This window comes from Thauera sp. WB-2, from assembly GCF_027594845.1.
In the GTDB taxonomy this organism is placed as follows: domain Bacteria; phylum Pseudomonadota; class Gammaproteobacteria; order Burkholderiales; family Rhodocyclaceae; genus Thauera; species Thauera mechernichensis.
On the sequence record NZ_CP088935.1, the window covers coordinates 2855649 to 2880451 of the forward strand.

The following is a 24803-nucleotide window of genomic DNA, read 5'->3' on the forward strand; positions in this document are numbered from 1 at the left end:
CCCGTTGTAGACTGCCCGCCGTCCTCCTGACGAGAAGCCCCATGTCCGACATCAACTACCTCTGGGCGCCGCCCGCGCCCGTGTCCCTGCCGGTGCGCGGCACCCGCGCACGCTTTCCGGTCAACCGCCTGTTCTTCGTTGGCCGCAACTATCAGGCCCACGCGCGCGAGATGGGCACCTCGGTCGACAAGGCCAGCATGCGGCCGGTGTATTTCACCAAGTTCGCAGCCATGCTCGCCCAGTCCGGCACACTGGCGCCCTACCCGCCCGAGACGGCCGACTACCATCACGAGATGGAACTCGTCGTGGCGCTCGGCGAGGGCGGTTTTCGCGTGAGCGAGGCGGCGGCGGGGCGGATGATCTTCGGCTACGCCTGCGGCCTGGACATGACGCGCCGCGACCTGCAGGCGGTGGCCAAGGCCAAGGGCAACCCGTGGGACGTGGCGAAGAACGTCGAACAGGGCGCGGTGGCGGGCGAGATCGTTCGCGCCGAGGGCCGCATCCTGCGCAGCGGCGAAATCTGCCTCAAGGTGAATGGCGAGGAGCGCCAGAAGGGCGACCTCGCCGACATGATCTGGAGCATCCCGGAGATCATCGCCGACCTGTCGACCTACTACCACCTGCAGCCGGGCGACCTGATCTACACCGGCACGCCCGAGGGCGTCGGCCCGGTGCAACCGGGCGACCACCTGGAAGGCCGCATCGAGGGCGTGGGCACGCTCGACTTCAGGATCGGCGCGCCGGATTGAGCCAGCCTCGCGTCAGACGCGTGAGGCGTGGCATCACCACCCAGGTCATCGTGGCGACGATCAGCGCGGTGAACGCTGCGGTGCGCGGCAGGAAGGGCAGCCCCTGGAAGCCCGGCCACAGCGACACCAGCCACAGGTAGAAGGACACGACCGGGAAGATGCCCATCCAGGTCACCACCGCCATGCGCACCCGCGGCGGGTGCATGCTGGCCGGCACCACCGCAGGCTCGAACCACGCCTCGAGGCCGCTCAACTTGCGGAACTCGGGTTCCCCCTCGGCCACGTCCTTCATGCGCTCGAGCAGTTGCAGGCGATCCTCGCTCATGTCCCAGGCCTGCAGTTCGGCCTCGGAAGCGAAACGCACGACAAGCTGATATTCCTCACCGGCCGTCTCGGGCGGGATCAGATCACCGCCCAGAAAGCCCTTGTGTTCGCGCATCCTGGCGAGCATCTCGCGCAACATGGCCTCGTACTCGGTCTCGTGCCCGGGACGGGCGCGGCGGCGGGCGATGCGGGTGATGCGGGCGGGTGCTTCTCCAGCAGGTGCTGCGGGTATCTTCATGGTCACGAACTCCTCTGGCGATACGCCGATGAAGCGACAATTGGCTTCGTCGAGAATGACCGATACTTTACCCCTAAAATCTCGAGATTTTAATCAAATTAATCCATACCCTCTTCCAGCAGGCGCATGCAGTTTCTCGCCTGGCTGCCCAGTACCGCCCGGACACGAGAAACCCGACTGGCAATCTCCAGTCCAGAGAGGCCGGAACGACGGCGCCAGACGCGGTGGCGAACGGGGCTCCCGAACGCATTACCGTTTGGAATCGGAACTGAATGCCTTGTGGAAGGCCATGCGAAGCGAGTTCGATTGCCCCTGAACCCAATGCGCTGCAACAAAAACGACGCTCACGCCGCATCGTCAGGAGCTCACTGACCTGGCTTCAAGCGCTCCATTGCCAGCGTCAGCTCGGGGAGCGAGCGAAAGCGCAGCTTGTTCATTACGTTGTGGCGATGGACCTTGACCGTACTCTCCGAAACGCCGAGAGCGCAGGCGATGAGCTTGTTCGGCCGGCCCTGCGTAACCATGCCCAGGACTTCCCGCTCGCGCGGCGTCAGCTGATCGTAGCGGGCCTGCAGCTCGGCGAGCTCGAGCTTCTTGTGAAATTCGCTGCTGACGCGCGAGAGCGCAGTCGTGATCGCGTTGAGCAGCGTGAAATCCTCGAAGGGCTTCTTGAGGAAATCGATGGCGCCGGCCTTCATCGCCCGTACGGCATCCGGCACGTCCCCGTGACCGGTAATGAAGATGATGGGCGGCTGCCAGCCGCGGCGCGTAAGCTCGTCCTGCAGCGATAGGCCGTCGAGGCCCGGCATGCGCACGTCGAGCACAACGCAGGCAAAGTCCTTGAGCTTCTCGAGCGCCAGGAAATCCAGCGGCGACGAAAAGACCTCAACCTGCATGCCTTCGGCCCGGATCAGGCTACTCAGGGACTCACGGATTGAGACATCGTCGTCGACGACGTAGATGGTCGGCGAGAGCGAAGTTGTCTCTGTCATGGCGAACTCACGGGAAGACAGAAGGCGAAGCGCGCGCCCTTTGGGCCGGAGGCGTCGAGCCACAACGATCCGCCATGGTTCTCGATGATCGACTTGCTGATGGCCAGGCCCATGCCCAAGCCGTCGCTCTTGGTCGAGCAAAAGGCCTCGAAGATGGCGCTGGCCATCGCTTCAGGAATGCCCGGACCGCTATCCTCGACGGTAAACAGCAGACCGCAGGCTGGGCTCTCCTGGACAGCGATGACGATGCGCCGCGGCCGTCCATCCTCCAGGCGCATGGCGTCGACGGCATTGACGAGCAGGTTGAGGACGACCTGCTGCAACTGCACTTGATCGCCGAGCAGATCGGGCAGATCGGACGCCAAGCGAAGCTCGACGATGACTCCGGCTTCGTCGAGCGTGCGCCGCAGCATCTGCAAGAGCGCACTGATCATGCCGTTGACATCAACACGCTCGCGCTTGAGCCCTTCCTTCTTGAGAAAGCCGCGGATACGGGTGATCACGTTGCCCGCGTGCACGGCGTCGCGATTCACGCGCTGCAAAGCCGCCGCCACTTCCTGATAGTCGGGCTCCGCGCGCTCCAGCCAGCGCAGCGCGGCGTGGCTGTTGGTAACGATGGCCGCCAGCGGCTGATTGACCTCATGGGCGATGGAGGCGACCAGTTCCCCCATCGTGGTCAGCCGCGAAACGCGTGCAAGGTCGGCCTGGGTCTTGGCCAGGGCATCCTCGGCGCTCTTCTGGGCACTCAGATCCTCGACGATGACGGCGATTCGAGGCCCTTCGCGGTCGACGACCGGGATCACCGAAGCGCACACCTTGGCCCAGAGATAGCTGCCGTCGCGCCGCGCATAGCGCTTCTGCAACTGATAGCTACCGCGCTGTCCTGCGAGCAGGCTGTAGACGTTGTCGCGCGTGCTGGCTCGCTGCGAAGCCTCGCTGATGTCGACCAGCGAGACGTCGAGAATCTCCTTCGGACCGTAGCCCAGCATCTGCTGTAGCGCCGGGTTGGCCTTCATGATCTTGCCGTCGGCGTCGACCAGCGCAATGCCCACCGCCGTGTTCTCGTAGAACCCTTGCCAGCGGCGCTCGGAGATCTGCAGGGCGCGCAGGCCCTCCTGCAGCGTCTTGCGGCTGGCGATCAGCCCGTTCGTCAGCTCGCTGATGTCGGAGGCCTGCGAGTTGAGTTCCTTCTGGAGGATGTCCACCGTGCGCTTGACGGAAACGAGGTTGCGCACGCGCGCACGCAGTTCCTGCGGCGAAAAGGGTTTGGTCAGGTAATCCTGGACGAAGTCTTCGAGAAGCGTTTGGCGCAGCGCGTCGTCGGCACGCGCGGAGAGCACCAGCACCGGGACGTGCGAGATCTGCCGCCGGCGCAGTTCGTGGACGAAACGCTCGCCATCCATCTGCGGCATCATCAGGTCGGTGATGATGAGGTCCGGCGGCTCGGCACAGGCCAGGGCAAGTGCCTGCGCGCCATGCTCGGCCAGCGTCACGCGATAGTCGTCGGCGAGCACGTCCTGCAGGAACTGGCGCAGATCGGGATTGTCCTCGGCGACAAGGATGCGTGGATGTGCGGCGTTCTCGGCAAGCTTCGGCGAATCGGCCGGGCGTAGGGTTTCGAGAGGCTCGATTGCCGGCTGCCAGCCGTTGTCGCGCGCCCGGACGAATGATCCGGCCGGAGCACGCAGCGGCAGTTCGACCTGGAACAGCGCGCCATGATCGGGCGCGTCGAGCAAGGTGATCGTACCGCGATGCAAGGAGATGAACTCCTTTACGATGTTGAGCCCCAGTCCGCTGCCCTTGGCCGAAAGTTCGTCGGCGCCCTGGGCGTAGCGGTCGAATACGGACACCTTCAGGCTATCGGGTACGCCCGGACCGCTATCCTGGATACTGATCAGCACGCGCTCCTCGGGCCGGCGCTCGACGGAACAGCGAATGCGCCCGGCCTGCGGCGTGAACTTGAACGCGTTGGACAGCAGGTTGGTGATCACGCGGATGAATTTGGCCCGGTCGACGTCTGCGTACAGCTCGCTTTCGCCGGCGAAAGTCAGCGTGATGCCGCGCTCCTTGGCCACGGCCTCGAAGCTGTCCGCGACCCCGCGGACGAGACTGACGATATCGGCGCAGATATACACCAGCGGCATCTCTCCGGCATCGATGCGGGCAAGGTCGAGCAGATCGTTGACCTGTTCGAGCAGCACCTGGGCATTACGCTTTATGGTGAGCAGGCGGAAGTGCTCGCGCTCGGCAAGCGTGCTGGAGGATTGGAGCAACTGGTTGACAGGGCCGAGGATCAAGGTCAGCGGCGTACGGAGTTCGTGGCTGACGTTGGCGAAAAACTTGGTCTTGAAGCCGTCGATCTCGCGGAGCTTCTCGAGCGCCGCATGAACCTCGTTGTTGCGGCGGGTCAGTTCGGCCTCGATGGCGATCTTCTCCGAGATGTTGCGCCCCTCCGGCAGCAGGAAGGCAACGCGGCCGCTGTCGTCGAAAATCGGCGTCAGAGAGAAATCGACGACGATTGTCTGCCGTCCACGGGACTCGCCGTAGATCTCGATGTCGCAGCGCACGAAGCGCCCGCAGGCCGCCTCTTCGACCATGCCGCGAACGCGCGCTCGGGTAGCCTCCGACAGCGCCCACCAGCGCGCATCCCAGAAGGGTTTGCCGACAACCTCGTTGAGGGCAACGCCGGCGCCATCCAGGGCTGCCTGGTTGATCTCGATGACGTTGCCCTCGATGTCGAGCAGGCCGAGGAACTGGTACATCGAGTCGAGGATGATGCGCGCGAGTTTCTGGCGCCGGACATCGAGCGCGTCCTCGGCAAGGAGTTCGACGCCCTTCACGGCTGTTCTCCGCGCGCCGGGTCCGCTGGGTGTATTGGCTTCCATGAACGAACTGCAGGAACTGACGAACTCAAAGCATCCGGTACCCGACGAAAAAAAGCGAGGCGAACCTCGCTCCGAAAGCACCCAGGGGAGAGAGGTGCTGAAAGCGCATCAGAAAGTGAGGGTGTAATTGAGCGTCGCATTGTTCTGCGAATGCCTGACCTCGATCGGTGCCGACGTGTTGGGCAGGCTGCCGTTTTCCATCTTCTCGCGCAGCGCGTGCGAGAAGGCGAAGTCTATGCGGCTGTCCGGCGAGACGGCATATGAGAAGCCGAACGACAGGTGCTTGGTCGGCGTTGCCGGGATCACGGCGAACAAGGTGTCGCTGCGCAAAGCCTGGCTGGCGAAGCGGGCACCGGCGCGCAGCGTCCATTCCGGGTTGAGCACATAGGACGTGCCGAGGGCGAGGATGGTCTGGTCGCGGTAATTCTGCGGCAGCAGGATGTTCAGGTTGCCGCCGGCATTGGCCTCGAAAGCGACTTTGACGTCCTTCATGACCTCCTTCCAGAAGACCCGGGAAACGTCCGCCGTCACCATCCATTGCGGCGTTACCCGGTGGCTACCACCAATGATCAGCTTGGCCGGCATCTGGAAGTCGCGAATCTTGATCTTGCCCTCCAGAGGAATCTGCCCAACGACGCCGTCCACGGCCGTCAGCCTTGCATCGCCCTCCATGTCGCTGATCCGACTGCGGAAGTTGTAGCTGGCGCCCAGGCGGGTAAGGGGCGTCAATTGATAGGCGAGGCCGAGGCGACCGGCGATACCCCACGCATCGACGCCGCTCCCCAGCAGCTTGTTCTTGGTCAGGCTGAAATGCGCCCCCTGCAGCGCGGGAAGGCCGGCCAGCACGGGCACCAGCGACCCCTTGGCCCGCCCACTGCCGAGCAGGCTCCCGACCTGGTCGGCACCAAGCAACAGATCGAGGTTGAGCCCCTGCCACAGCGCGTCGACGCTGCCGCCGATGGTCAGCGCCTCGCTCACCTTGTAGCTGGCGGCGAGCGGGATATCGAGCACCAGCAGGCGGCTGGAGTTCTCCAGGCCGGTGTCGGCACCGCCCGTGGCGCGCGACAGGAAGCTGGAGCGCCCGTACTCGGTGCCAAGACCGCCCTGGGCGAAGGCGCCAATGCCAATGGTCAAGTTGCCGAGGCGCTGGGTGTAGGCCAGTTGCGGTGCCAAGTACGGACCGCGGTTCTTGCTGTGAGTGTCGGAATCGACGGACTCCCCGTTTGCCTTGTTCCTGACCGTGATATCCGTCGTAACCAGATCGAGTCCCAACATCACTTCGCGGTCGTTCGCGCCGAAGGACAGATTGGCGGGATTGGTCAGCATGCCGCCGGCGCCGACATCGTGCGCCACTGCGGTGCCACCCATCGCCCGCGACACCGCACCGATACCTTCGAGCTGGAAAACATCGGTCGCAAGGGCGGCCGGACTGGAAACCGCCAGGGCGCTGCAGGCCAGGGCTGTCATCAACTTCTTCTGCATCATGTCTTTTCTCCCTATGGGGGGCTTCCTCGCGGCCGCGGCGCCGCACCGTCTCAGAAGAAGCGATCGAAATGGATCTGGGCGAAGGGAACCTGGTGACCGATCATCAGCAGTTCCTGGACGGCTTGGGTCATCGGCGGCGGCCCGGCGAAATAGAACTCGTAGTCGGCCATGCGCGCCGGCAGCACCTGCTCGAGCCGATCGTGAACGTAGCCCGTCGCGCCAGACCACTGACCATCCTCGCCGGGCAGCGAAACGACTGGAATGAAGCGGATGCGCTCACCGAAACCAGGCAGCGCCCGCAGCATGTCGTCGCCACAGACGTCGCGCGGTGTGCGGGCGCCATAGAAGAAGTACAGCGTGCGCTCGGCGAGCATGCCGGCCTCGCTGGCACCCCGGGCAATCGAGATCATCGGCGCCAGCCCCGAACCGCCGGCGACGCAGACGATGTCGCGCGGACTGTCGGTCCGCAGGTTGGCGACGCCGTAGGGACCGTCGAGTCCGATCTCGTCGCCGACGTGCAGACGGTCGAACAGGGTGTGCGTGCCCTGCCCATGCGGCACGCGCCGGATCTGGAAGTGCCATTCACCGCGCTCGTTCGTCGTGTTGCTCATCGAATAGGCGCGGGAGGCGGTGAGCCCGGGCAGATCCAGCATCGCGTACTGCCCGGGCAGGAACGCCGCCCCCTCGAAGCTGAGAAAACGAAACTCGCGCAGATCATGCGTAATGTCACGCACACCCGCCAGCTTCGCCGCTCGGCGGCGCGGCCGGATCACCGGCACATACTCGCCAGCACTCGGGGCGGCGATGATGATGTCGCCGAGGGCCCGACACTGGCAGGCCAGATGCCGGCCGCGCCGCCTGTCGCGCTCGCTCAGTCCCGGCGCCTCAGGCCAAAGGCCCTCGACCTCGCCGTCGAGCAGCTCGAACTTGCAGCCGCCGCAGCCACCGGAATTGCACTCATAAGCCAGCCCCAGCCCCGCGCGTAGCGCGGCACGCAATATGCTGTCCCCGGCGGCCTGCACGAAACTGCTGCCGTCCTTTTGATTCGTGATTCTTGCCTGATCGCTCATAGCGCCTCGCTTGCAGAAACAGTCGGCCACGGGGCACCACGGTGCCCCTGGACCAACCTTGGGCTATGCCGGCCTAAAGGCCGAGCGAGTGCCGGAACTCGCGCGTCGCCGCTCTGGCCGAAACGGCGGCATCGGCGACGTCGGGCAGCTGCGCGCAGTAGGCGTCGATCGCCTTGTCGGCCAGCGGCTCCCACTTGGCGATCCAGTTCCGCATGATCTCGAGGTTACCCGGCGTTTCGAGGGCCATCCGGACGAAGGCGCTGACCCAGCGCCGATGGCGGGTGGAGTCGATCAGTTCAGCATCGGTGATCAGGCCAAGCAGCGTGTCGCCATTGTGGCGAGCGGACTCCCCGAGCTTGCGCAGCACGCTCTCCTCGATTGCCGGTTTGGCGATCAGGTTGAGGACGATGATGGCCTCGCCCCAGTCCCAGACGGTCAGGGCCTTCTCCATCAGTTCGCGGAAGCCCTGCCAGACCGGGTCGGTCTCCCAGTATTTCCGTTCGTCGGTGCCGAAGCCCTTGTCCGCGAACTGCAGCGACAGCTCCTTGGTCCGGTAGGCGGTGTGGCTCAGCCAGCGCAAGCTGTCAGCCATCTGGAAGTAGTTGCAATTGGTGATGGTGCTGGCCGGCGACACCTGGCCGACGTAGGCCGAAGCCATCTGGATGGTGTGGAACAGGTAGCGCGCGGGCGTGTAGAAGCGCGCCAGCGAGCCGGCCCAGCGCAGATCGAGCGCCTTGTCATGTTCGCGCTGGTTGAACTGATCCAAGAGACTGAAGACGTATGTCTCCTGACCGTCCTGCATAAGGTTGTAGGTGCGATAGACGACCTCGTCAGGATCGCGAAAGGCGTTCCAGTCCTCGTGTTTGAGGGAGGTACCGAAGGTGTTCTTCTTGTACCACTGGTTCATGAACATGTTGGGGTCGAGCTCGTAGGGCGAGTCCGGGTCGCGGTCGTTGTAGTGCAGGTTGGCGCTGACGATCTCGTACTCGCTCGGCTTGCGGCGGCGGGCGGCAAGATGGCTCCAAGTCCTGAGTGGCTTCAGAGGCTGGATCTCAGACATGTCTTTGTCTCCTCGGTATTCTTTGTTTCGGACGTTGCCGGCAGCGGCTGACGGAGGCTTACAGGGTCTTGGTGAAGTAAAAACGGACGGCGTTGGGCTGGCTCTCGATCTGCCCGGCAAAGGAACTCAGGTCCACTTCGAGATCGTTGATCTTGAACGGCCGCCCCAACTCCTCGGCGATGGTCTCCTGGCGCAGGATCATTTCCTGTTCCGCATGGATCCGGATGTAGGCCCGCTTGTCCTCGACGAAGATCTCCTTGCCAGGGTTGTCCAGCCGTGCCGCCTCGATCACCGCCAGGGCCAGCTCTCCGGCACGCATCACCGGGCCGACCATGTTGTTGTGGTACCCCTGTCCTGCATTCGACGTATTCATTGCTTTCTCCTGTTGCAGTTCCAACACTGCCGCTCCGGGGCCGAGTCAGTCGTCCAGCGCATTGACGAGCTTCATCGGACTTCCCGTCCTGACCGCAGCGCGGTGTTCAGGTATGGGCGAACAAGGGGGTCACGCTTTCGGTCTCGACCAGGATGTCGTCTCCGCTCAGCTTGACCGGGTACTCGGCAAGGGCGCAGTCGTCCGGGTTGATGCCCTTGCCCGAACAGGCATCGAACTGCCAGAGATGGGCGCGACAGATGATCTTCTGACCGTCGAACTTGCCCTCCGCAAGGGGAATGTCCTGATGCGGGCAAATCCCCTGAAAGGCCTTGATCCCGCCGCCGTCGGCACAGACCAACAGAATGTCGTGGCCATTGACCGAGAACGACTGCATCTCCCCTTCCCAGAGGTCGTCGACCGTGCACACTTTGGTAAAGCTCATGCTTCTCTCCGATGTCGCTACGAGGGGCGCATTACCCGCGCCTGTTACGCGGCCTGCCAGATGATTTCGACGGTTTCCGTCGGCTTCAGGCCCGCTTCGGCCACTTTCATGGTGCGCGGGAAGAACTCCTCGGCATCCTGGCGGCGGACCCGCATGATGCAGCCGGGACGAGCACGCACCCGACGCCCGACCGAATGCACTGCAGCAGCGGCTGCCACTTCGTCCATGGTGTGCTCGGTATCGACCGGCAACAGTTGCAACACGAAATCACCCTCGAAATTCGAAATCAGCGGAAATAAGGCCATTTTTTCAGTCTCCTCGTGACCGGACACGGCGCCCGCGGCGCCGGTCCGTGCTGGTGGTTTTTCCTCAGCTCGCCTTCTTGGCAGCACGCAGGGCGCGATACACCTCGGCCCAAGCGTAGTTGTGAGCGTCGTCGCCAATCTCTCCCGGTGCCAGGCCCATGTACTGCAGCGCACCGCCCAGATCCATCGGCTGGATCATGCCGGCCAGGAAGCGGTCGACGATGGACAGATGGCCGGCATAGCGCTCGGGCTCTTGCTGAAAGACCCAGCGGTCAACCTCGGAACCGAAGTGGTAAAGACGGCCCTGGTACTCGAGCGGGTAATCCTTGACGTTCCAGCCCTTGCCCGGCGTACCGAGGATGGGCAGCTGGCACATGTTGCAGACGTAGGGCAACGTCTCGGGATAGGCCTTGGCCATGTTGCCGTCGACAACGTTGTCGATGAACACGTCCCAGCACTGGCCCCAGGTCTCGTTCCAGCCGGGGTACTTCTCTTCCAGCCAGGCGCGCTCGTCCGGCGTGATGCCCGCGGCAGGGTTCCACCACAGGGTCGGCCGCCAGTAGTAGGCGCCGAGGTGCATGCCGTGGTGGGTCTGGGCGATGTCCTTGAGGAAAATGTCCCAGTACCAGGGCAGGTCGAGCCCCATGTCGGTCAGCGCCCGCTCGAACTGGGCGACGATCCACTCCTCCATGAATTCCTTGAAGGACTGCTTGCGATGCTCGAGCGGCGTGTAGTAGTCCATGATCGGGCCGGTCAGCACCGAGAACAGCTTCCAGGCCCCCCAGACCGCGATGTCGACGCGCTTCTGCGCTTCGGCCTTGTGGCCGTTCTCGATCAGCACCTTGAGCGCCGGGCCACCGATCTGCGCATGGCGCGATTCATCGGTCTGGATGCTGGATATCAGGTTGGCGAAGGTGTGGTCGCCGGCTTCGGCGGCATCGGCGGCGAGGCCGAGGAACTGCATGTTCGTGAACCCGGTTTCGAAGCTGAAGGTCAGCATGATCGAGACGCTGATCGCGTCGCGGGTCATCATGATGTCGTCGAAGAAGTGGCGCGCCGCGATCATCGCCCACTCGTTGGTGTCGTAGGCCTTGAAGGCCCAGTCCATCTGGCGGTCCTTCGACACGTGCTCGTGCGGGAAGTAGAGCTGCATCTGGCCGTGGCGAATCTCGTCGAGGCAGCCGAGCGTGGCCATGTTGCGCATGCCCGGCGCCTTGGAGAAGCGCATCATGCGTGCCTCGGCACTCGCGGCGGCGTACTCGCCGCGGGCGATCGCACCGTAGTGCGCCTTCATGACCGATTTCCAGCCCGGATCGGCATTTTCGAAGATTCGACTCCGCTCCAGCGCGGCCTTCACGGAGTAGGCGCCAGCGTCCTTGTCGCGCTGCACCTTCACGTACTCGGGATAGGTCTGCTTGTACGGCTCGTCGTACTTTTCCCAGGCATCCTGCGGCAGGCCGAAATCACCCGATAGCTTGGGCGGGAACAATTCGTCTTCGGTCACGTACGACGCTGTCCAGTTCGTAGCCCTGGCGAGGTCGTACCAGTCCATTCTGTTGAGCACAGCCATTGTTGTCTCCTCCATCGTGCAGGCCTTGCGGCCGGAATTTTCCGATTCGGGGCAGTCTAGAGACCGCTCTTCAGCGAACCGCCTGTTTCTCGAGATTTCGCGGTTACGCAACGTTATTCGGAAAGCCCGATGGCGACCATTAGACTTTGGTTTAGGGCCGCCCCCCGGAAGGCGCTGGAACAGCGTGAAGGGGTGGGGTCTTCGACTGGGCTGCAGACCCGGAGAGGCCACGCCACGGGCGGCGGGTACTCAGCGGCGCCGCAGCCAACAACGGGAGCCGAGTCCGCCACAGCCTTACGACCATGCTGCGGCTCGACACGACGCATTGGGCGAGTATCGAGTGAAGAAGCATGCTGGCTGCAGCGTTAGGGGAACTTCCCACCGTGCCGCTCGCGTCGTGAAGCGAGCGAGCAAAATTGCCTGGCGTGGTGATTGTCGAGGACGTATGGCCAACAGGCCTCGCCCACCGCCTTTATCGGGAAGCATGGAGGCGAATCGCCAGTGGCGCGCTGCCATCTGCTGGAGACGTTGGCGCCTGCTGGTTCCCGGGATAGGCAGCATCCCTGACCTTGATCAGGGTCGAGTCGCTGTCGCTGTCGAGAAGTCGAAGGAAAGCGCGAGATCGTCGGCAGCATCTGCCGAAACGGCGACCGCCGACCGCTCGCGCGAGCGTTTCCTCGCGGGGATTCATGACTTGCCTCCGGTTCGACCGAGGCAAGCGGAGCCGCTCAGGCTCAGAACTATTCTGGGCGCACGCTTTCGCTCTCTGCGACCTGTTGATCAGGTCGCAAAGACGTTCAATTGGCTCGTGCCCTCAGCGCCCCAGGTCTTTAGCCGACACGCCGCCGATGCCCCAGTTGGTACTGGGCACTTCGCGGATGACGACACGGACGGTCTGGATCGGCGCGCCCACGGCCTCGACGAGCGCCTGCGTGACCTTCTCGATCACAGCGCGCTTCTGGTCTTCGGTACGGCCTTCCATCATGGTGATTTCTGCCAAAGGCATGTTGCCTCCTACGTGTCTTCGGAAAGATGACGCCTCGCCCGCGCGGGCGCCGCGCCTGATCTCGATTCAGTCCCAATGCGGTCGGCCCCCGCGGCGCCAGCCAACGGGGGCGTAGCGCAGCCTCAGGCCGCCAGCCCCCTGGCCTTGGCCAGGTTCAGCGCCGTATCCTCGATCATGTCCTCCTGGCCGCCGACCATGCCGCGGCGGCCCATCTCGACCAGGATCTCGCGCGCCGGCACGCCGTACTTCTTCTCGGCGCGCTTGGCAAAGAGCAGGAAGGAGCCATACACGCCGGCGTAGCCGAGCGTGAGCGCGTCGCGGTCGATGCGGATCGGGAAGTCCATGATCGGCACCACCAGGTCTTCGGCCACGTCCTGGATCCTGAACACGTCCACGCCGGTCTCGATGCCCATCAGGTCGCACACCGCGATGAAGACTTCGAGCGGCGTGTTGCCGGCGCCGGCACCCAGGCCCGCGGCGGCGGCGTCGATGCGGTTGGCGCCGACTTCGAGCGCGGCCAGGCTGTTGGCCACGCCCATGGCGAGGTTGTGGTGGCCGTGGAAGCCGAGCTCGGTCTCGGGTTTCAGCGCGTCGCGCACCGCGGCCAGGCGCGCCTTGACCGTGTCGGGCAGCAGGTGGCCGGCCGAGTCGGTGACGTAGATGCAGTTGGCGCCGTAGCTCTCCATCAGTTTCGCCTGCTTGACCAGCCCTTCGGGGCTGTTCATGTGCGCCATCATCAGGAAGCCGACGGTGTCCATGCCGAGCTTGCGGGCCATGCCGATGTGCTGCTCGGAGACGTCGGCCTCGGTGCAGTGGGTGGCCACGCGGATGGTGGAGACGCCCAGCTCGTGCGCCATCTGCAGGTGATCGACGGTGCCGATGCCCGGCAGCAGCAGCGCCGAGACCTTGGCCTGCTTCATCAGCGGGATCACCGCGCCGAGGTACTCCTCGTCGCTGTGCGCCGGGAAGCCGTAGTTCACCGAGCTGCCACCGAGGCCGTCGCCGTGGGTGACCTCGATCAGCGGCACGCCCGCTTCATCGAGCCCGGTGGCGATGCTCTTCATCTGCTCGAGCGTCATCAGGTGGCGCTTGGGGTGCATGCCGTCACGCAGGGTCATGTCGTGGACGGTGATCTTCTTGCCGCGAAGTTCCATGTTCATCTCTCCTTGTGCCCGGGGCGCTCAGGCCACCATGGTGGCGCGGTTGGATTCGAGCTTCAGACGCCCGGCCAGGATCTCCTCGGCGAACATCTCGGCGGTGCGCGCACCGGCCGCGGTCATGATGTCGAGGTTGCCGGCGTACTTGGGCAGATAGTCGCCCAGGCCTTCGACCTCCAGGTACACCGAGACGCGGTTGCCGTCGAACACCGGGCCATTCACGAGGCGGTAGCCGGGGACGTACTTCTGCACCTCGCGGATCATGGCGTGGATCGATTCGGTGATCGCGGCCTGGTCGGGTTCGGTCTCGGTCAGGCAATGCACCGTGTCGCGCATGATCAGCGGCGGCTCGGCCGGATTCAGGATGATGATCGCCTTGCCCTTCTTCGCGCCGCCCACCTTCTCGACCGCGCCCGCGGTGGTGCGGGTGAATTCGTCGATGTTCTTGCGCGTGCCGGGGCCGGCCGATTTCGACGACACGGTGGCGACGATCTCGCCGTAGGCCACCGGCTGCACGCGCGACACCGCCGCGACCATCGGGATCGTGGCCTGGCCGCCGCAGGTGACCATGTTGACGTTCATCTCGCCCTTGCCGACGTGTTCCACCAGATTGACCGGCGGCACGCAGAAGGGGCCGATGGCCGCGGGGGTGAGGTCGATCATCAGCACGCCGAGTTCGTTGAGCTTGCGGCTGTTCTCGGCATGGACGTAAGCCGAGGTGGCGTCGAAGGCGATCTGCACGCCGTCGGCCAGCACATGCGGCAGCAGGCCGTCGACGCCCTCGGCGGTGGTCTTGAGGCCGAGCTCGCGCGCACGCGCCAGGCCTTCGGAGCTGGCGTCGATGCCCACCATCCACACCGGCTCGAGCACCGGACTGCGCTTGAGTTTGTACAGCAGGTCGGTACCGATGTTGCCCGGACCGATCAGGGCGCATTTGATCTTGTTCATGACGTCTTCCTGTTTCTTGAATCTCGAGAGAATGCAGACCGTGCGGCGGTCAGGGGAGAGGGAGAGGCACGGCGGACCGCCGCACGACTGCAAACCTTGGACTGGAGGGGAGCCAGCCACTCATTACAGCGGAACATCGTCAGCGCCAATGGCGATCAGCCCTGCCCGCGCACAGACACTGTCCTGCTCCTCCGACGCCCCGGATACGCCGATACCGCCGACGAGCTGCCCATCGACACGGACAGGCAGGCCGCCGCCAAACACCACCAGGCCGGGGCGCGCCGAGAAGCCGAACTTCATGCCCTCGTTGTCACCGACAATCTTCATCCAGTCTGCAGTGGGGAAACCGAAGCCTGCAGCGGTGTGCGCCTTGTCGATGGCGATCCCGATCGACTGCGGAAAGGCGCCCGGCATGCGCAGGAATGCGACCAGGTTTCCTGCCGAGTCGGCGACGCCGACGTTGATGCGGACGCCAAGCTCGACAGCGCACTCGACCGCCGCGCGTACGGCTACATGAGCTGACTCCCAGCTGATCGTGGCTTGCTGAACTGCAATCTTCATCCTCGGTGCTCCTGGCAATGGCGGGTCACTGTGACGGCTTGACGAAGGTAATCGAGCATTTTATCGACGTCAAGCATTTTTCTCGAGATTTGATTAAGCCTGCGAACAAGACGTCAGTGGGCTAGAATCCAGCTACATCGCACCATTACCTTCAGCCATCATGAGCGAAGACGCCCTGTTGTCGAATTCCGCTGCCGAACCCAAAACCCTGGTCGAGGGCGCCTACCAGCGTCTGCGGCGCGACATCATCGAAGGCGTCCATGCACCCGGCGAAAAACTCCGCGTCGAGCACCTCAAGGACCAGTACGACGTCGGCGCAGGAACCCTGCGTGAGGCCTTGCTGCTGCTGGTGACCGACGCGCTCGTGGTGACACAGGGCCAGCGCGGATTCCGCGTCGCGCCCATCTCCATCGCCGACTTCGAAGACATCACCCGCACCCGCGTGCTGCTCGAGACCGAGGCCCTGCGCCAGTCGATCACGCTCGGTGGCGACGACTGGGAAGCCAGCGTCGTCGCCGCATTCCACCGCCTGTCGCGCGCAGAAGAGAAGTTGGCCGACCACGACCCGGGCACCACCGAAGAGTGGGAGAAGCGCAACCGCGCCTTCCACGAGGCGTTGATCTCGGCCTCGCCCTCGCGCTGGATCCGCCATTTCCAGAACATCCTCTATCAACAGTCCGAGCGCTATCGCAGGATCAGCCTGTTCCGCCAACCCATCGAGCGCGACATCCACGCCGAGCATCAGGCCCTCTTCGATGCAACGCTTGCGCGCGATACGACGCGCGCAACCTCCATCCTGACCGAGCACATCCTGCGCACGCTCGATGCAGTCAAGCGCATGCCGACGGATTTCTTCACCGGCAAGAAGAAGCTCTGAGCCCGCCGTGCTGACCGCCCCCGCGACGCATGCCGCGCCGCGGGGCCAGAGTCTGTGGGAAGCAGGCGAAGCGCTCAGGACACGACCGTCAGGAAGCGTTCATTGAGCTTGCGGTCGTGGTAGAAGATCCCCGTGCCGACCTCGTCCCACGTCCACCGGACGGGCTTCCAGTCGGGATAGCACTGGTAGCCGCCGCAGAAGGTCTCGAAGCGGTTGCCGGACGGATCGAAGGCATAGATCGTGGTCCCGCGGGTGATGCCGTGACGCGTCGGACCAATGTCGATCGATACCTTGTTCATCGACATGATGTCGGCCGCACGCAGCACCTTTTCCCAGCTTTCGAGCAGGAACGAGACGTGGTGCAACTTGCCCGGCTCGGGGTGACGCACGAAGGCGATGTCGTGTGCCTTGGTCGAACACGACAGCCAGATCGCCAGGTCGGTCTTGCCGTCTTCCATGATCACGTGCTCGACGAGATAGAAGCCGAGCACCTTGCAGAAGATGTCCTGCACCTTCTCGATGTCCGGACCGTAGAGCAGGCAGTGATCGAGCCGGATTGGCGCGATGCCACGCTCGGCCTCATCGGTCCAGGGCGGCGGATTGGTGTAGGTGTCATCGGTGCCGTAGTCGCTCTTCTCCCAGTAGAGCTCGATCTGGTGCCCGGACGGCACCTCGAAACGCACGCGCTCGCCGGTCTCGAGCAAGTCGCCAGCGGGGATACGCTCGGTCTTCAGACCATAGGCTTGAAGGTCCCGATCGAGCTTGTCCAGGGTGGCCTGGTCGGCGACCTTGAAACCGAAGAAGTCGATGCCGGCCGTGTCGGCCTCGCGCAGGATCACGCTGTTGTGGTCACGCTCGTCCCAGGCCTTGAAATACACCCGGCCCTGGCTGTCACGGCCCGTCTCGATCAGGCCGAGCACTTTGCCGTAGTGGTTGATGCCTTCTTCAAGGTCCAGAACGCGGATCTGAGCGTGGCCCGGACGCAGAACGCCAGTCATTGCCATAGGTATGTCCCTCCTTCGTGATTGTTCGCCCCGGCCGACGGCCGGCGGCGCCTTGCATTGCCTCGATGTTGCGCGCAGCGGTTGAGGCCCTTTCCCCTGCGCAATCGGATGCCGGCCACGCCGGCGCCTTGCACTAGATGCGCTTGAACAGCGGGCTGCGAACCTGCTGGACGTCGGCCGCGGAGAAGAACTTCTCCATGAAGATGTCACGCTCGAACAGCCGTCCCTGCATGAGTGCGGTGATGCAGGCGTCGATCATCAGCGGCGGGCCGCACAGGTAGGCCTTGTGGCCGCGGAAGTCATTGTTGAAGTGCGTCGCCGCGGCCTCATGGACATAGCCGCGCAAACCCTTCCACGCCGAGTCGGCCGGCTCGTCGGACAAGGCCGGGACGTAGGTGAAGTTCGGGTACTTTGCGGCGAGCGCGAGGAACTCGTCGTGGTAATAGAGCTCGCTGCGGTTGCGCTGCCCATACACCAGCGTCATCGGCCGAGTATCGCCCGCTTCGAGCAGATCGAGGATCATCGAGCGTGGGCTGGACAGCCCCGAGCCGCCGGCCATGAACAGCAGCGCCTCGGGCGCCGACTTGCGCACGAAGAAGCGACCGTAGGGACCGGACAGGCGCACACGCTCGCCGACCTTGAGCTGCTCGTGGATCCAGGTGGTGCCGCGGCCACCGGGGACGACGCGGATGTTGAGCTCGACCTCGCGTCCGCTCGAAGGCGGGTTCGCCAGCGAGAAGGCACGGCTGTACTCGCCGCCTTCGAGGAAGAAGTTGATGTACTGGCCAGCCTGGAAATGCATCGGCTCGTCAGTCTCGATGAAGACCGCCTTGATCGTCGGTGTGAGCGTTTCGATGCGGGTCACGGTACCGGGGAAGTCGCGCACCGGGATCGACTCCGCGTCTGCCTCCTCCTCGATCTCGGCCTCGATCGTCACGTCGGACTCGAGACGCGCACAACAGGCCAGGGTCTTGCCCTCGTCACGCTCGAAATCCATCAGCGCGAAGCTCGACGCCTCGCCGTGGTCGACCTCGCCGTCGATCACCTGCACCTTGCAGGTTGCGCACAGGCCGTGGCAACAGGCATGAGGCAGCCAGATGCCGGCGCGCAGTGCAGCGTCGAGGATGGTCTGGCCCTCCTCCACTTCGATCGTCTGGCCGATTGGTTCAATGGTCAGTTCGTAGCTCATGATCCGTTCCCGTTCCTTTCCGTTCTCCACCGGATGCCGATGGCGGCCCGCCAGAACGGGCTGCCATTTCTGCTCGGCGTCAGCTGCACGACCCCTTGATGCCAGCAAGTCCAGGCGTGCGGAAGCGGATCACGTCCTTGTGCTTGAGCCCGTTGTCGGCGAGCGACTTGTCGAAGTCGAGCACGACCGGTTTGCCCGACTTCAGCCACTCCACCGTGCTCCAGTCGATCCGGGCGAAGTCCGGGTGGTAGCCGAAGGCGGCCTGCATCGGGCCGGCGACGACGTCGCCGAAGCGCATCGTCGGCGGGAACGGGAAGCAGAACGGGGCACAGAACAGCAGGTGGTCCTCCCAGCCGATGTAGAGCAACTGGGCACCGTGGAACTTGTCCTGGGTGTCGGCGGGGGCGAATTCGTATTTCGAAACAGCGGCAACAGCCATGTCTTGTCTCCTAGCTAAGTCCTTGTTGCGCCGAGCACCTTCGTACCCGGCGCGGTGGACGATCAAGCGTTCTTCGTCGCCTGGCCACGCCATTCGGCGAAGTTCTTCTTGTCCTCGGAAATGTCGAAGTCGAGGTTGTCACGACCGAATTCGAGGTTGTAGTACTTCAGCACGGCTGCCAGCGGATCGAAGCCCTCGACGGTGGGATCGGTACCCTCGGGGAAGCAGTTGCCCTGATAGATCTGGTGAACCGGTAGCCAGGACTGGACGTACTTCTCGGGCTCGTGCTCGAAGATCTCCTTGCAGTGGTCGGAACAGAAGTGGTACTTGTCGCCCTTGTAATCGACCTCGCGATAGCAGATCTTGGTCGGGTCGCCCGGCTCGGTGAACAGCATCGGAATCTGGCAGGTCTGGCACAGCATCGGCAGCGTCTTGTTGTAGAAGCGATTGCCCTTGGCGGCCTGCTCGCGCCAGAACTCGTAGCGCGGGCGGTAATGTTTGTCGAAGCTCTCCGGGTACTTGCTCGACAGCCACGCCATCTCGTCCTCATCCGGCATCCAGGTGTGGAAGTTGGCAGCGGCGGCGTAGTTGTAGAAAGTGCTCCAGGCCTGGTGCGAAAGGTGATCCTTCTCGAGCGCGATCTGCTCGGCGCACTTGGGCATGGTGATGCCGTAGCGGGCGAGGTCCTTGAACAGCGCACCGCCGTTCTCCTCGAAGTACACCTCCCAGGCTTCCTTCCAGCTCATCGTGCGCTTGGGCAGCATGTAGTCCATCATCATCGCCACCAGGGTCAGGACGCGATAACCGCGCCAGGTCCACTTGTCGATCCAGCGCTGCACGATCGGCACGTTGGCGGGGTCCTGCTCGAGGATGAACTTGATCACCTCCAGGCCGAGGGTCATGTGGCGCGCCTCGTCGGACTGCGCCGAGAAGCCGAAGGTCATCGTACCCATGTCGCCGTTGTAGGCGGCGCCCGAGACGAAGGGCACGAACAGCAGGTTGGTGAGCACGTACTCGAACGAGAAGCCGATCGAGACCATGAACTCGAACGGGCCCGCGGTGATGGCGTCGTCGAAGAAGCTCTTGGGCACCGACAGGAACCACACGCGGTCATGCATGTGGTGGAAGTCGTGCATGCCGTTGTAGTACTTGTTGTAGTTCGAGATCGAGTGCACCTGGGTCTGGGCATGGCGGATCTCGTCGAGCGACTGCATCAGGCAGGCGACGCGCGGCCCGGGGCCGGGGAAGGCGCGGCCGGCATGCGCAAAGCCACGGTGCGCAACATACTCGAGCGGGCTGATGCCGCTGATGAACAGCTTGACCGTGTTGACGTAGCGCGCATCGGTGACGTTGAGGTGGCCGTTGTTCTGGTTGAAGGCGTCGATGATCGCGTACAGCTTGCGCTCCTTCTCGGCCTGGTACTTCCAGTAGGCGTCCATGGTGAGGCGGAACGGGTCCTCCCACTTGTCCCAGTCGTGGATCTTGATCCCCTCGTACTGCATGTAAGGGTAGATGTCCTCCATCTTCTGGTAAGACGGCGTCCAGTCCAGACCGCGCGTCATCACCGCGTAGCGTTCCTTCAGGCCCAGCTTCTTCTTGGCAACTTGCATGTCCATGTGCGGAGTCTCCTATGTCCCTCAGGCCTTCCAGAAAAGGCGGATTTCGTCGTCGGTCTGATCGAGGTTGCCCGACATCGTGATCATGTTGACCTGCAGCGACTGCAGGTCGTAGTCGTTCCCGGTGATCTCCTCGATCGTCTCGCGGCGAACGATGAGTTCGCGCTCGGCGTTGATCTTCACCATCGCGGGCTGCTCATCGACGACAGCGCCGGGGTTGTCCTGCAGGATCGCCTCGATGATCGGGCGGGTTTCCTCGTTGGTCTGCAAAGCAAGAAATACGGTCGACATTCGGGAGCTCTCCTCAGAGGGTGACGCCGGCCTTGGCCATGCGCGCATTGAACTGCTGGACCACCTCGGCCAGGGCCTCGTCGGCGCGATCACCCAATGCAATGCGGCCAACGGGCAGCAGCGCGGCAGCAGCACGGTCGCGCCAGTGCGTCAGCCAGCCGGCCATGACAGCCTTGTTCTCCGCCGACTCGCTGGCCGCGATCTTCACTGTGGCATCGACCCACTTACGGGTTTCGGCAAACCAGTCGGTCATGAACTGAGTGAGCATCGCCACCGGCGTGCCGCCCTGCGACGAGAGCACATCGTCGATGATGGTTTCGTACACCAGCGCGTACAGGAGGCCGTCGAGCGCAGCGTTCTGGGCGACGAACAACTCCACCGGGTCCTTGATGACGAAGGTGTCCTCGACGTAACGGCGCAGCCCCTGCCAGGCGTCGTCCTCCACCCAGGCCCGCTTGGCCTCCTCGAGCGACTCGACATCGCCCAGCAGCAAGCCGACACGGGTGATGTACTGCGCGATGCCGAGCTGGTCCATCGCGTGATAGATATGTGGCTGCGAGAAGCCGGTACCGTAGCTGTAGGCACAGACGCTGGCATTGTTCATGTTCGAACCCCAGGCGACATGGCGCAGCGGCAGCAGCACCTTGAGCACGGTCTCTCGCACCGATTCGGGCAGCGTCGCAGCCAGACCACGGTTCTCGACGAAGTCGAAGTTCGCCTCCGCGGTATCCTGCTGCTTGGCGCGCGCCATGGTGTAGGCACCGTAGTAGAACTGGCGTGGATCCTTGAACGCGTACCAGTCCGACATCTTGATCGCGGTACGCGAGGCATCGTAGATGTCGTGCTCAGGGTCCCAGGTCGGCCGGTAATGGAAGTTGGCCGTTTGCTGCATGTCGAGCGTGCCTTCCTGATAACGCGACGCCGGTTTGTCGCCCCCAATTCGGCGTGCGATGTTGTCGAAGGTGTGCCGCAAAGGCTTGATGGACACCGTGCGCAAATCGATCTGCATGAACTCTCCTCCTTATGATTCGTAAGCGATTCAACGGAATCGCTGGTGGGTTGCCTGGTGCAGGCTCCAGTTCCAGTCGGCGTTCTCGGCCGCGTCCGAGGCCTCGCGAGGACCGAGATGGATGACCTCGTTGGCTTCGCAGAACGCCTTGAACGCCTCGGCTGGAAGCAACATCTCGGCGAACAGATCCGGCTCTCCGATCGCAAACTCGAACTCGATGAAACCGTCGGATCTCCGCTCGATGAGGCGCACGTACTTTCTACTGACGTCGATCACAGGCGCTTGCTTGTCCATTTGCCGAGGTACCTCCCGTTCGAACTGGTGAATGCTGGGGTGCTTCTGCAGGGAGCTAAACAAATTCCGTGCCAATCTCACAACTCCGAGCATTTACGCGCACTAAGCCAGGTTCTCGAGATTTACAGCGGAGACGGAGGAAGATTCCTGTTGATGAAATGCTCAATCAGAAAACTCGCTTGATCATTTGATCAATTCCATTTATTGCCATGCACCATGAAAAAAGGGCTGGTACGCCAACACGTACCAGCCCTTTCGCAACCCGACCAGGCCCGGACTACGCCTACCTTGGCCCATCCACCGCGGGCCTCTTCAGCGCCTTCAACATCTTGCCCTCCACCTTGAGCTCGAGGTCGCTGTCAGGGAACAGCTTGCAAGCAAGAACGATCCCGACCGCCTCTTCCGCCTCACTTACGCAGGCCCTGCTCATCTTGCGCGTGTGGTAACGGCCGGTGGTCACCCGCACCTTGCAGACGCCGCAGCCACCACCGCGACAGCCCACCGGAATGCCCTTGCGCCCCAAAACCTCCATCGCCCGCAACACGTTATCGTCCGCGCCACAGCGCACGAACTCACCGCTGTCCTCGATCAATACCGAAAACTTCTCTACCACTTTGCTCCTCCTCCTCGCCTTTCTTGTCGTACAGGTGTGAGCAGAACGTGCACCACACCTTCTCGCCACAACCCCACTCAAGAAATATACCACCCAATTCCTTTTTCTCGAGATTTTCCTTACTATTCGAACAGCGCTGGAGTTCTCCTGTACCCGTGTGTCAGGTAAGCTCCCGAATGACGTGTCGCGTACCGCTACGCGAACACCAAGGGCTCGCCGGAGAGTGAGCATTGAGGCAGGACGAGGAGGAGAGGCTTGAGTTCCATCCATTACCCGGAGAGCACCGACCTACGCGGCCTGCTCAAGTTTGCCCCGGAAGAAGGACTGATCTGGCTGGGCGAGCACCGTATGCTGCTGCTGCATGCCGGCGCACTCTCGGAGTTACGCAAGGAGCTCATCGCGTCGGTCGGACAGGAGCAGGCACGGCGCATCCTCACCCGCATGGGCTTCGCATCGGGTATGCGCGATGCGGAGCTATCTCGCCGCACGCGCGGCTCGGCCGACCCCGCCGAGGCCTTCGTAATGGGGCCTCAGCTCCACATGCTGGAAGGCTGTGCCCGGGTTGAACCCGTTCGTCTCGAGATCAATCAGCCGGGCTGTACCTTCTACGGCGAATTCATCTGGCACCACTCGTGGGAAGCAGAAGCACATGTCCAGGCTTTCGGCGAGGTCGAGAACCCAGTGTGCTGGATGATGATCGGGTACGCCTCGGGCTATACGAGCGCGTTCATGGGCCGTTTCATTCTGTTCCGCGAAGTCGAATGTGCCGCCACAGGTGTCGAGCACTGCCGCATCGTTGGCAAACCGGTTGAGGAATGGCCGGATGCCGACCAGCTGCGCCCTTATTTCGAGGCCGACTCCATCGTTGGGCGCCTGCTTGAACTGCGTGAGGAAATCGAAGCCATGCGCAGGACCATCGCCTGTCCGCGCAAGACCCCCGATCTGATCGGCAACTCGGCCGGCTTCCTTCACGCCTATGACCTCGTCGCGCGCGCTGCGGTCACCAACGTTTCCGTACTGTTGCTCGGCGAAACAGGCGTAGGCAAGGAGCGCTTCGCACGCACGCTGCACGAGCTCAGTCCCCGCAAGGATGCCGCCTTCGTCGCGGTTAACTGCGCAGCGCTCCCGGACGAGCTGATCGAGTCCGAGCTTTTCGGGGTTGAACGAGGAGCGTTTACAGGCGCCCACGCTTCACGAGCCGGCAAGTTCGAACGCGCTGACGGTGGCACCCTCTTTCTGGACGAAGTCGGAGAACTCCCCCTGTCCGCCCAGGCAAAGCTGCTGAGAGTACTCCAGGAGGGTGAAATCGAACGCCTCGGCGATGAACGTACTCGGAAGGTGAATGTTCGTCTGGTAGCAGCTACGAACGTCGACCTGCTGCGTGCGGTGAATGCGGGCACTTTCCGTCGGGACCTGTTCTACCGCCTCAACGTCTACCCAGTCACGATCCCACCACTACGCGAGCGGGTGGGAGACATCCCCACGCTTGTCGAAGCAATGATGCGACGCTTCGAGACACTGCACGGCAAACGCCTGTCAGGCATCAGCGACAAAGCAATGCACGCCCTGAAGAACCACAGCTGGCCCGGTAACGTGCGCGAACTGGAAAACGTGATCGAGCGCGGCGTGATCCTCGCACCGCTCAATGGCCTTGTCGAAGTGGAGCACCTTTTCATCGGCGCAGCACCGGAATCCGGCTTACAGCAACAGCTGAACGCGAGCGGAAGTCTTGACACCATGCAGCAGACAAACAGCATCGACCTACCCGACGCCGTACTCGACAGCGGCATCGAGCTCGATGCATTCGAGCAAGCCCTGCTCAATCGAGCGGTAGAACGCGCTGGCGGCAATCTATCGGCAGCGGCCCGCCTGCTTGGCATGACGCGTCCTCAGCTGAACTACCGCCTGAAGAAGAGGTTGTGCTGAGGTTCGGGCTTTGGAGGCATCGCCGGGAGGCGTGGCGGTTGCGGGACTGATCTGCCTGGTGTCGATGCAGGCTTTTGCGGCTGTTTTCGAGCGCGTTGTGGGTGGCGTTTATGTTTATTCGGCGCGTTGACGTAACAAAGCCCTGCTTTCTTTTGAGAGCAGGGCTTTGTTTTGTGGGTTAGTCTGACGATGACCTACTTTCACGAGGGCGGACCTCACTATCATCGGCGCATGTGCGTTTCACGGTCCTGTTCGGGAAGGGAAGGGGTGGTTCCACACAGCTATGGTCGTCAGACTTTGACTTGTTCTTCAGCGTATTGAGCTGAAGCAAAGTTAGGAAGAAGTGTTGTGTGATTGTCTGGTGTGTTGATGCTTTCACC

At 63.2% G+C, this 24803-nt stretch carries 25 protein-coding genes and 1 rRNA gene; 3 read left to right on the plus strand and 23 right to left on the minus strand.

Features of this window, described 5'->3' with window-relative positions:
• Positions 1-41: 41 nt before the first annotated feature.
• Positions 42-749 (plus strand): fumarylacetoacetate hydrolase family protein, encoded by a 708-nt coding sequence (locus tag LQF09_RS13080; RefSeq protein ID WP_270068165.1) that lies wholly within the window; start codon positions 42-44, stop codon positions 747-749.
• Here the strand turns inward: LQF09_RS13080 and LQF09_RS13085 are convergent.
• From LQF09_RS13085 to LQF09_RS13150, 14 genes are all read right to left on the minus strand, one after another.
• Positions 727-1311 (minus strand): antibiotic biosynthesis monooxygenase, encoded by a 585-nt coding sequence (locus LQF09_RS13085; protein WP_270068166.1) that lies wholly within the window; start codon positions 1309-1311, stop codon positions 727-729. The two genes, LQF09_RS13080 and LQF09_RS13085, sit on opposite strands and share 23 nt — an antisense overlap.
• Before the next feature lie 365 nt (positions 1312-1676).
• Positions 1677-2303, minus strand: a complete 627-nt coding sequence (locus LQF09_RS13090; protein ID WP_270068167.1) for a response regulator transcription factor — start codon at positions 2301-2303, stop codon at positions 1677-1679.
• Positions 2300-5143 (minus strand): ATP-binding protein, encoded by a 2844-nt coding sequence (locus LQF09_RS13095; protein WP_270068168.1) that lies wholly within the window; start codon positions 5141-5143, stop codon positions 2300-2302. Before LQF09_RS13095 ends, LQF09_RS13090 begins: the two co-directional genes overlap by 4 nt.
• Positions 5144-5296: 153 nt before the next feature.
• A complete protein-coding gene (locus tag LQF09_RS13100; RefSeq protein ID WP_270068169.1) occupies positions 5297-6673 on the minus strand; it encodes an OmpP1/FadL family transporter in 1377 nt (458 codons plus the stop codon).
• A gap of 50 nt (positions 6674-6723) precedes the next feature.
• Positions 6724-7773, minus strand: coding sequence for a 2Fe-2S iron-sulfur cluster-binding protein (locus LQF09_RS13105; protein WP_270068170.1), 1050 nt, complete (start codon positions 7771-7773; stop codon positions 6724-6726).
• A gap of 43 nt (positions 7774-7816) precedes the next feature.
• Positions 7817-8803, minus strand: coding sequence for an aromatic/alkene monooxygenase hydroxylase subunit beta (locus tag LQF09_RS13110; protein WP_270068171.1), 987 nt, complete (start codon positions 8801-8803; stop codon positions 7817-7819).
• Between the two features lie 58 nt (positions 8804-8861).
• Positions 8862-9176, minus strand: coding sequence for an MmoB/DmpM family protein (locus LQF09_RS13115; RefSeq protein WP_270068172.1), 315 nt, complete (start codon positions 9174-9176; stop codon positions 8862-8864).
• 106 nt (positions 9177-9282) lie between these two features.
• Positions 9283-9618 (minus strand): Rieske 2Fe-2S domain-containing protein, encoded by a 336-nt coding sequence (locus LQF09_RS13120; RefSeq protein ID WP_270068173.1) that lies wholly within the window; start codon positions 9616-9618, stop codon positions 9283-9285.
• A 44-nt stretch (positions 9619-9662) separates the two neighbouring features.
• Positions 9663-9950, minus strand: a complete 288-nt coding sequence (locus LQF09_RS13125) for a toluene-4-monooxygenase system B family protein (protein ID WP_270068174.1) — start codon at positions 9948-9950, stop codon at positions 9663-9665.
• 37 nt (positions 9951-9987) lie between these two features.
• Positions 9988-11493, minus strand: a complete 1506-nt coding sequence (locus LQF09_RS13130; protein ID WP_270068175.1) for an aromatic/alkene/methane monooxygenase hydroxylase/oxygenase subunit alpha — start codon at positions 11491-11493, stop codon at positions 9988-9990.
• Positions 11494-12307: 814 nt separating this feature from the next.
• Positions 12308-12499: a 2-hydroxymuconate tautomerase gene (locus LQF09_RS13135; protein WP_270068176.1), complete on the minus strand. Its 192-nt coding sequence runs from the start codon at positions 12497-12499 to the stop codon at positions 12308-12310.
• 122 nt (positions 12500-12621) lie between these two features.
• On the minus strand, positions 12622-13653 hold the full coding sequence (dmpG, locus tag LQF09_RS13140; RefSeq protein ID WP_270068177.1) for a 4-hydroxy-2-oxovalerate aldolase: 1032 nt from the start codon (positions 13651-13653) through the stop codon (positions 12622-12624).
• Positions 13654-13680: 27 nt separating this feature from the next.
• Positions 13681-14604 (minus strand): acetaldehyde dehydrogenase (acetylating), encoded by a 924-nt coding sequence (locus tag LQF09_RS13145; RefSeq protein ID WP_270068178.1) that lies wholly within the window; start codon positions 14602-14604, stop codon positions 13681-13683.
• A 123-nt stretch (positions 14605-14727) separates the two neighbouring features.
• A complete protein-coding gene (locus LQF09_RS13150) occupies positions 14728-15165 on the minus strand; it encodes a GlcG/HbpS family heme-binding protein (RefSeq protein ID WP_002932116.1) in 438 nt (145 codons plus the stop codon).
• 160 nt (positions 15166-15325) lie between these two features.
• Here LQF09_RS13150 and LQF09_RS13155 point away from each other — a divergent pair, with 160 nt between their 5' ends.
• Positions 15326-16042, plus strand: coding sequence for an FCD domain-containing protein (locus tag LQF09_RS13155; protein ID WP_270068179.1), 717 nt, complete (start codon positions 15326-15328; stop codon positions 16040-16042).
• Positions 16043-16116: 74 nt separating this feature from the next.
• Here the strand turns inward: LQF09_RS13155 and LQF09_RS13160 are convergent, their stop codons facing one another.
• The 8 genes from LQF09_RS13160 to LQF09_RS13195 form a co-directional block, all read right to left on the minus strand.
• Positions 16117-17046, minus strand: coding sequence for a catechol 2,3-dioxygenase (locus LQF09_RS13160; RefSeq protein ID WP_002941016.1), 930 nt, complete (start codon positions 17044-17046; stop codon positions 16117-16119).
• 133 nt (positions 17047-17179) lie between these two features.
• Complete coding sequence (locus LQF09_RS13165; protein ID WP_270068180.1) at positions 17180-18235, minus strand: NADH:ubiquinone reductase (Na(+)-transporting) subunit F; 1056 nt, start codon at positions 18233-18235, stop codon at positions 17180-17182.
• Between the two features lie 79 nt (positions 18236-18314).
• On the minus strand, positions 18315-18674 hold the full coding sequence (locus LQF09_RS13170) for a phenol hydroxylase subunit P4 (RefSeq protein WP_002932125.1): 360 nt from the start codon (positions 18672-18674) through the stop codon (positions 18315-18317).
• A 62-nt stretch (positions 18675-18736) separates the two neighbouring features.
• Positions 18737-20290, minus strand: coding sequence for an aromatic/alkene/methane monooxygenase hydroxylase/oxygenase subunit alpha (locus LQF09_RS13175; RefSeq protein WP_002932126.1), 1554 nt, complete (start codon positions 20288-20290; stop codon positions 18737-18739).
• A 21-nt stretch (positions 20291-20311) separates the two neighbouring features.
• Positions 20312-20581 (minus strand): MmoB/DmpM family protein, encoded by a 270-nt coding sequence (locus LQF09_RS13180; RefSeq protein WP_002932127.1) that lies wholly within the window; start codon positions 20579-20581, stop codon positions 20312-20314.
• 13 nt (positions 20582-20594) lie between these two features.
• A complete protein-coding gene (locus LQF09_RS13185; RefSeq protein WP_270068181.1) occupies positions 20595-21590 on the minus strand; it encodes an aromatic/alkene monooxygenase hydroxylase subunit beta in 996 nt (331 codons plus the stop codon).
• Between the two features lie 30 nt (positions 21591-21620).
• Positions 21621-21884, minus strand: coding sequence for a phenol hydroxylase subunit (locus tag LQF09_RS13190; RefSeq protein WP_270068182.1), 264 nt, complete (start codon positions 21882-21884; stop codon positions 21621-21623).
• A gap of 283 nt (positions 21885-22167) precedes the next feature.
• Positions 22168-22497 (minus strand): 2Fe-2S iron-sulfur cluster-binding protein, encoded by a 330-nt coding sequence (locus tag LQF09_RS13195; RefSeq protein ID WP_270068183.1) that lies wholly within the window; start codon positions 22495-22497, stop codon positions 22168-22170.
• 255 nt (positions 22498-22752) lie between these two features.
• Between LQF09_RS13195 and LQF09_RS13200 the strand changes: the two genes are divergently transcribed.
• A complete protein-coding gene (locus LQF09_RS13200; RefSeq protein ID WP_002941023.1) occupies positions 22753-24423 on the plus strand; it encodes a sigma-54-dependent Fis family transcriptional regulator in 1671 nt (556 codons plus the stop codon).
• A 181-nt stretch (positions 24424-24604) separates the two neighbouring features.
• Here the strand turns inward: LQF09_RS13200 and rrf are convergent.
• Positions 24605-24718 (minus strand): 5S ribosomal RNA (gene rrf / locus LQF09_RS13205).
• Between the last annotated feature and the right edge of the window lie 85 nt (positions 24719-24803).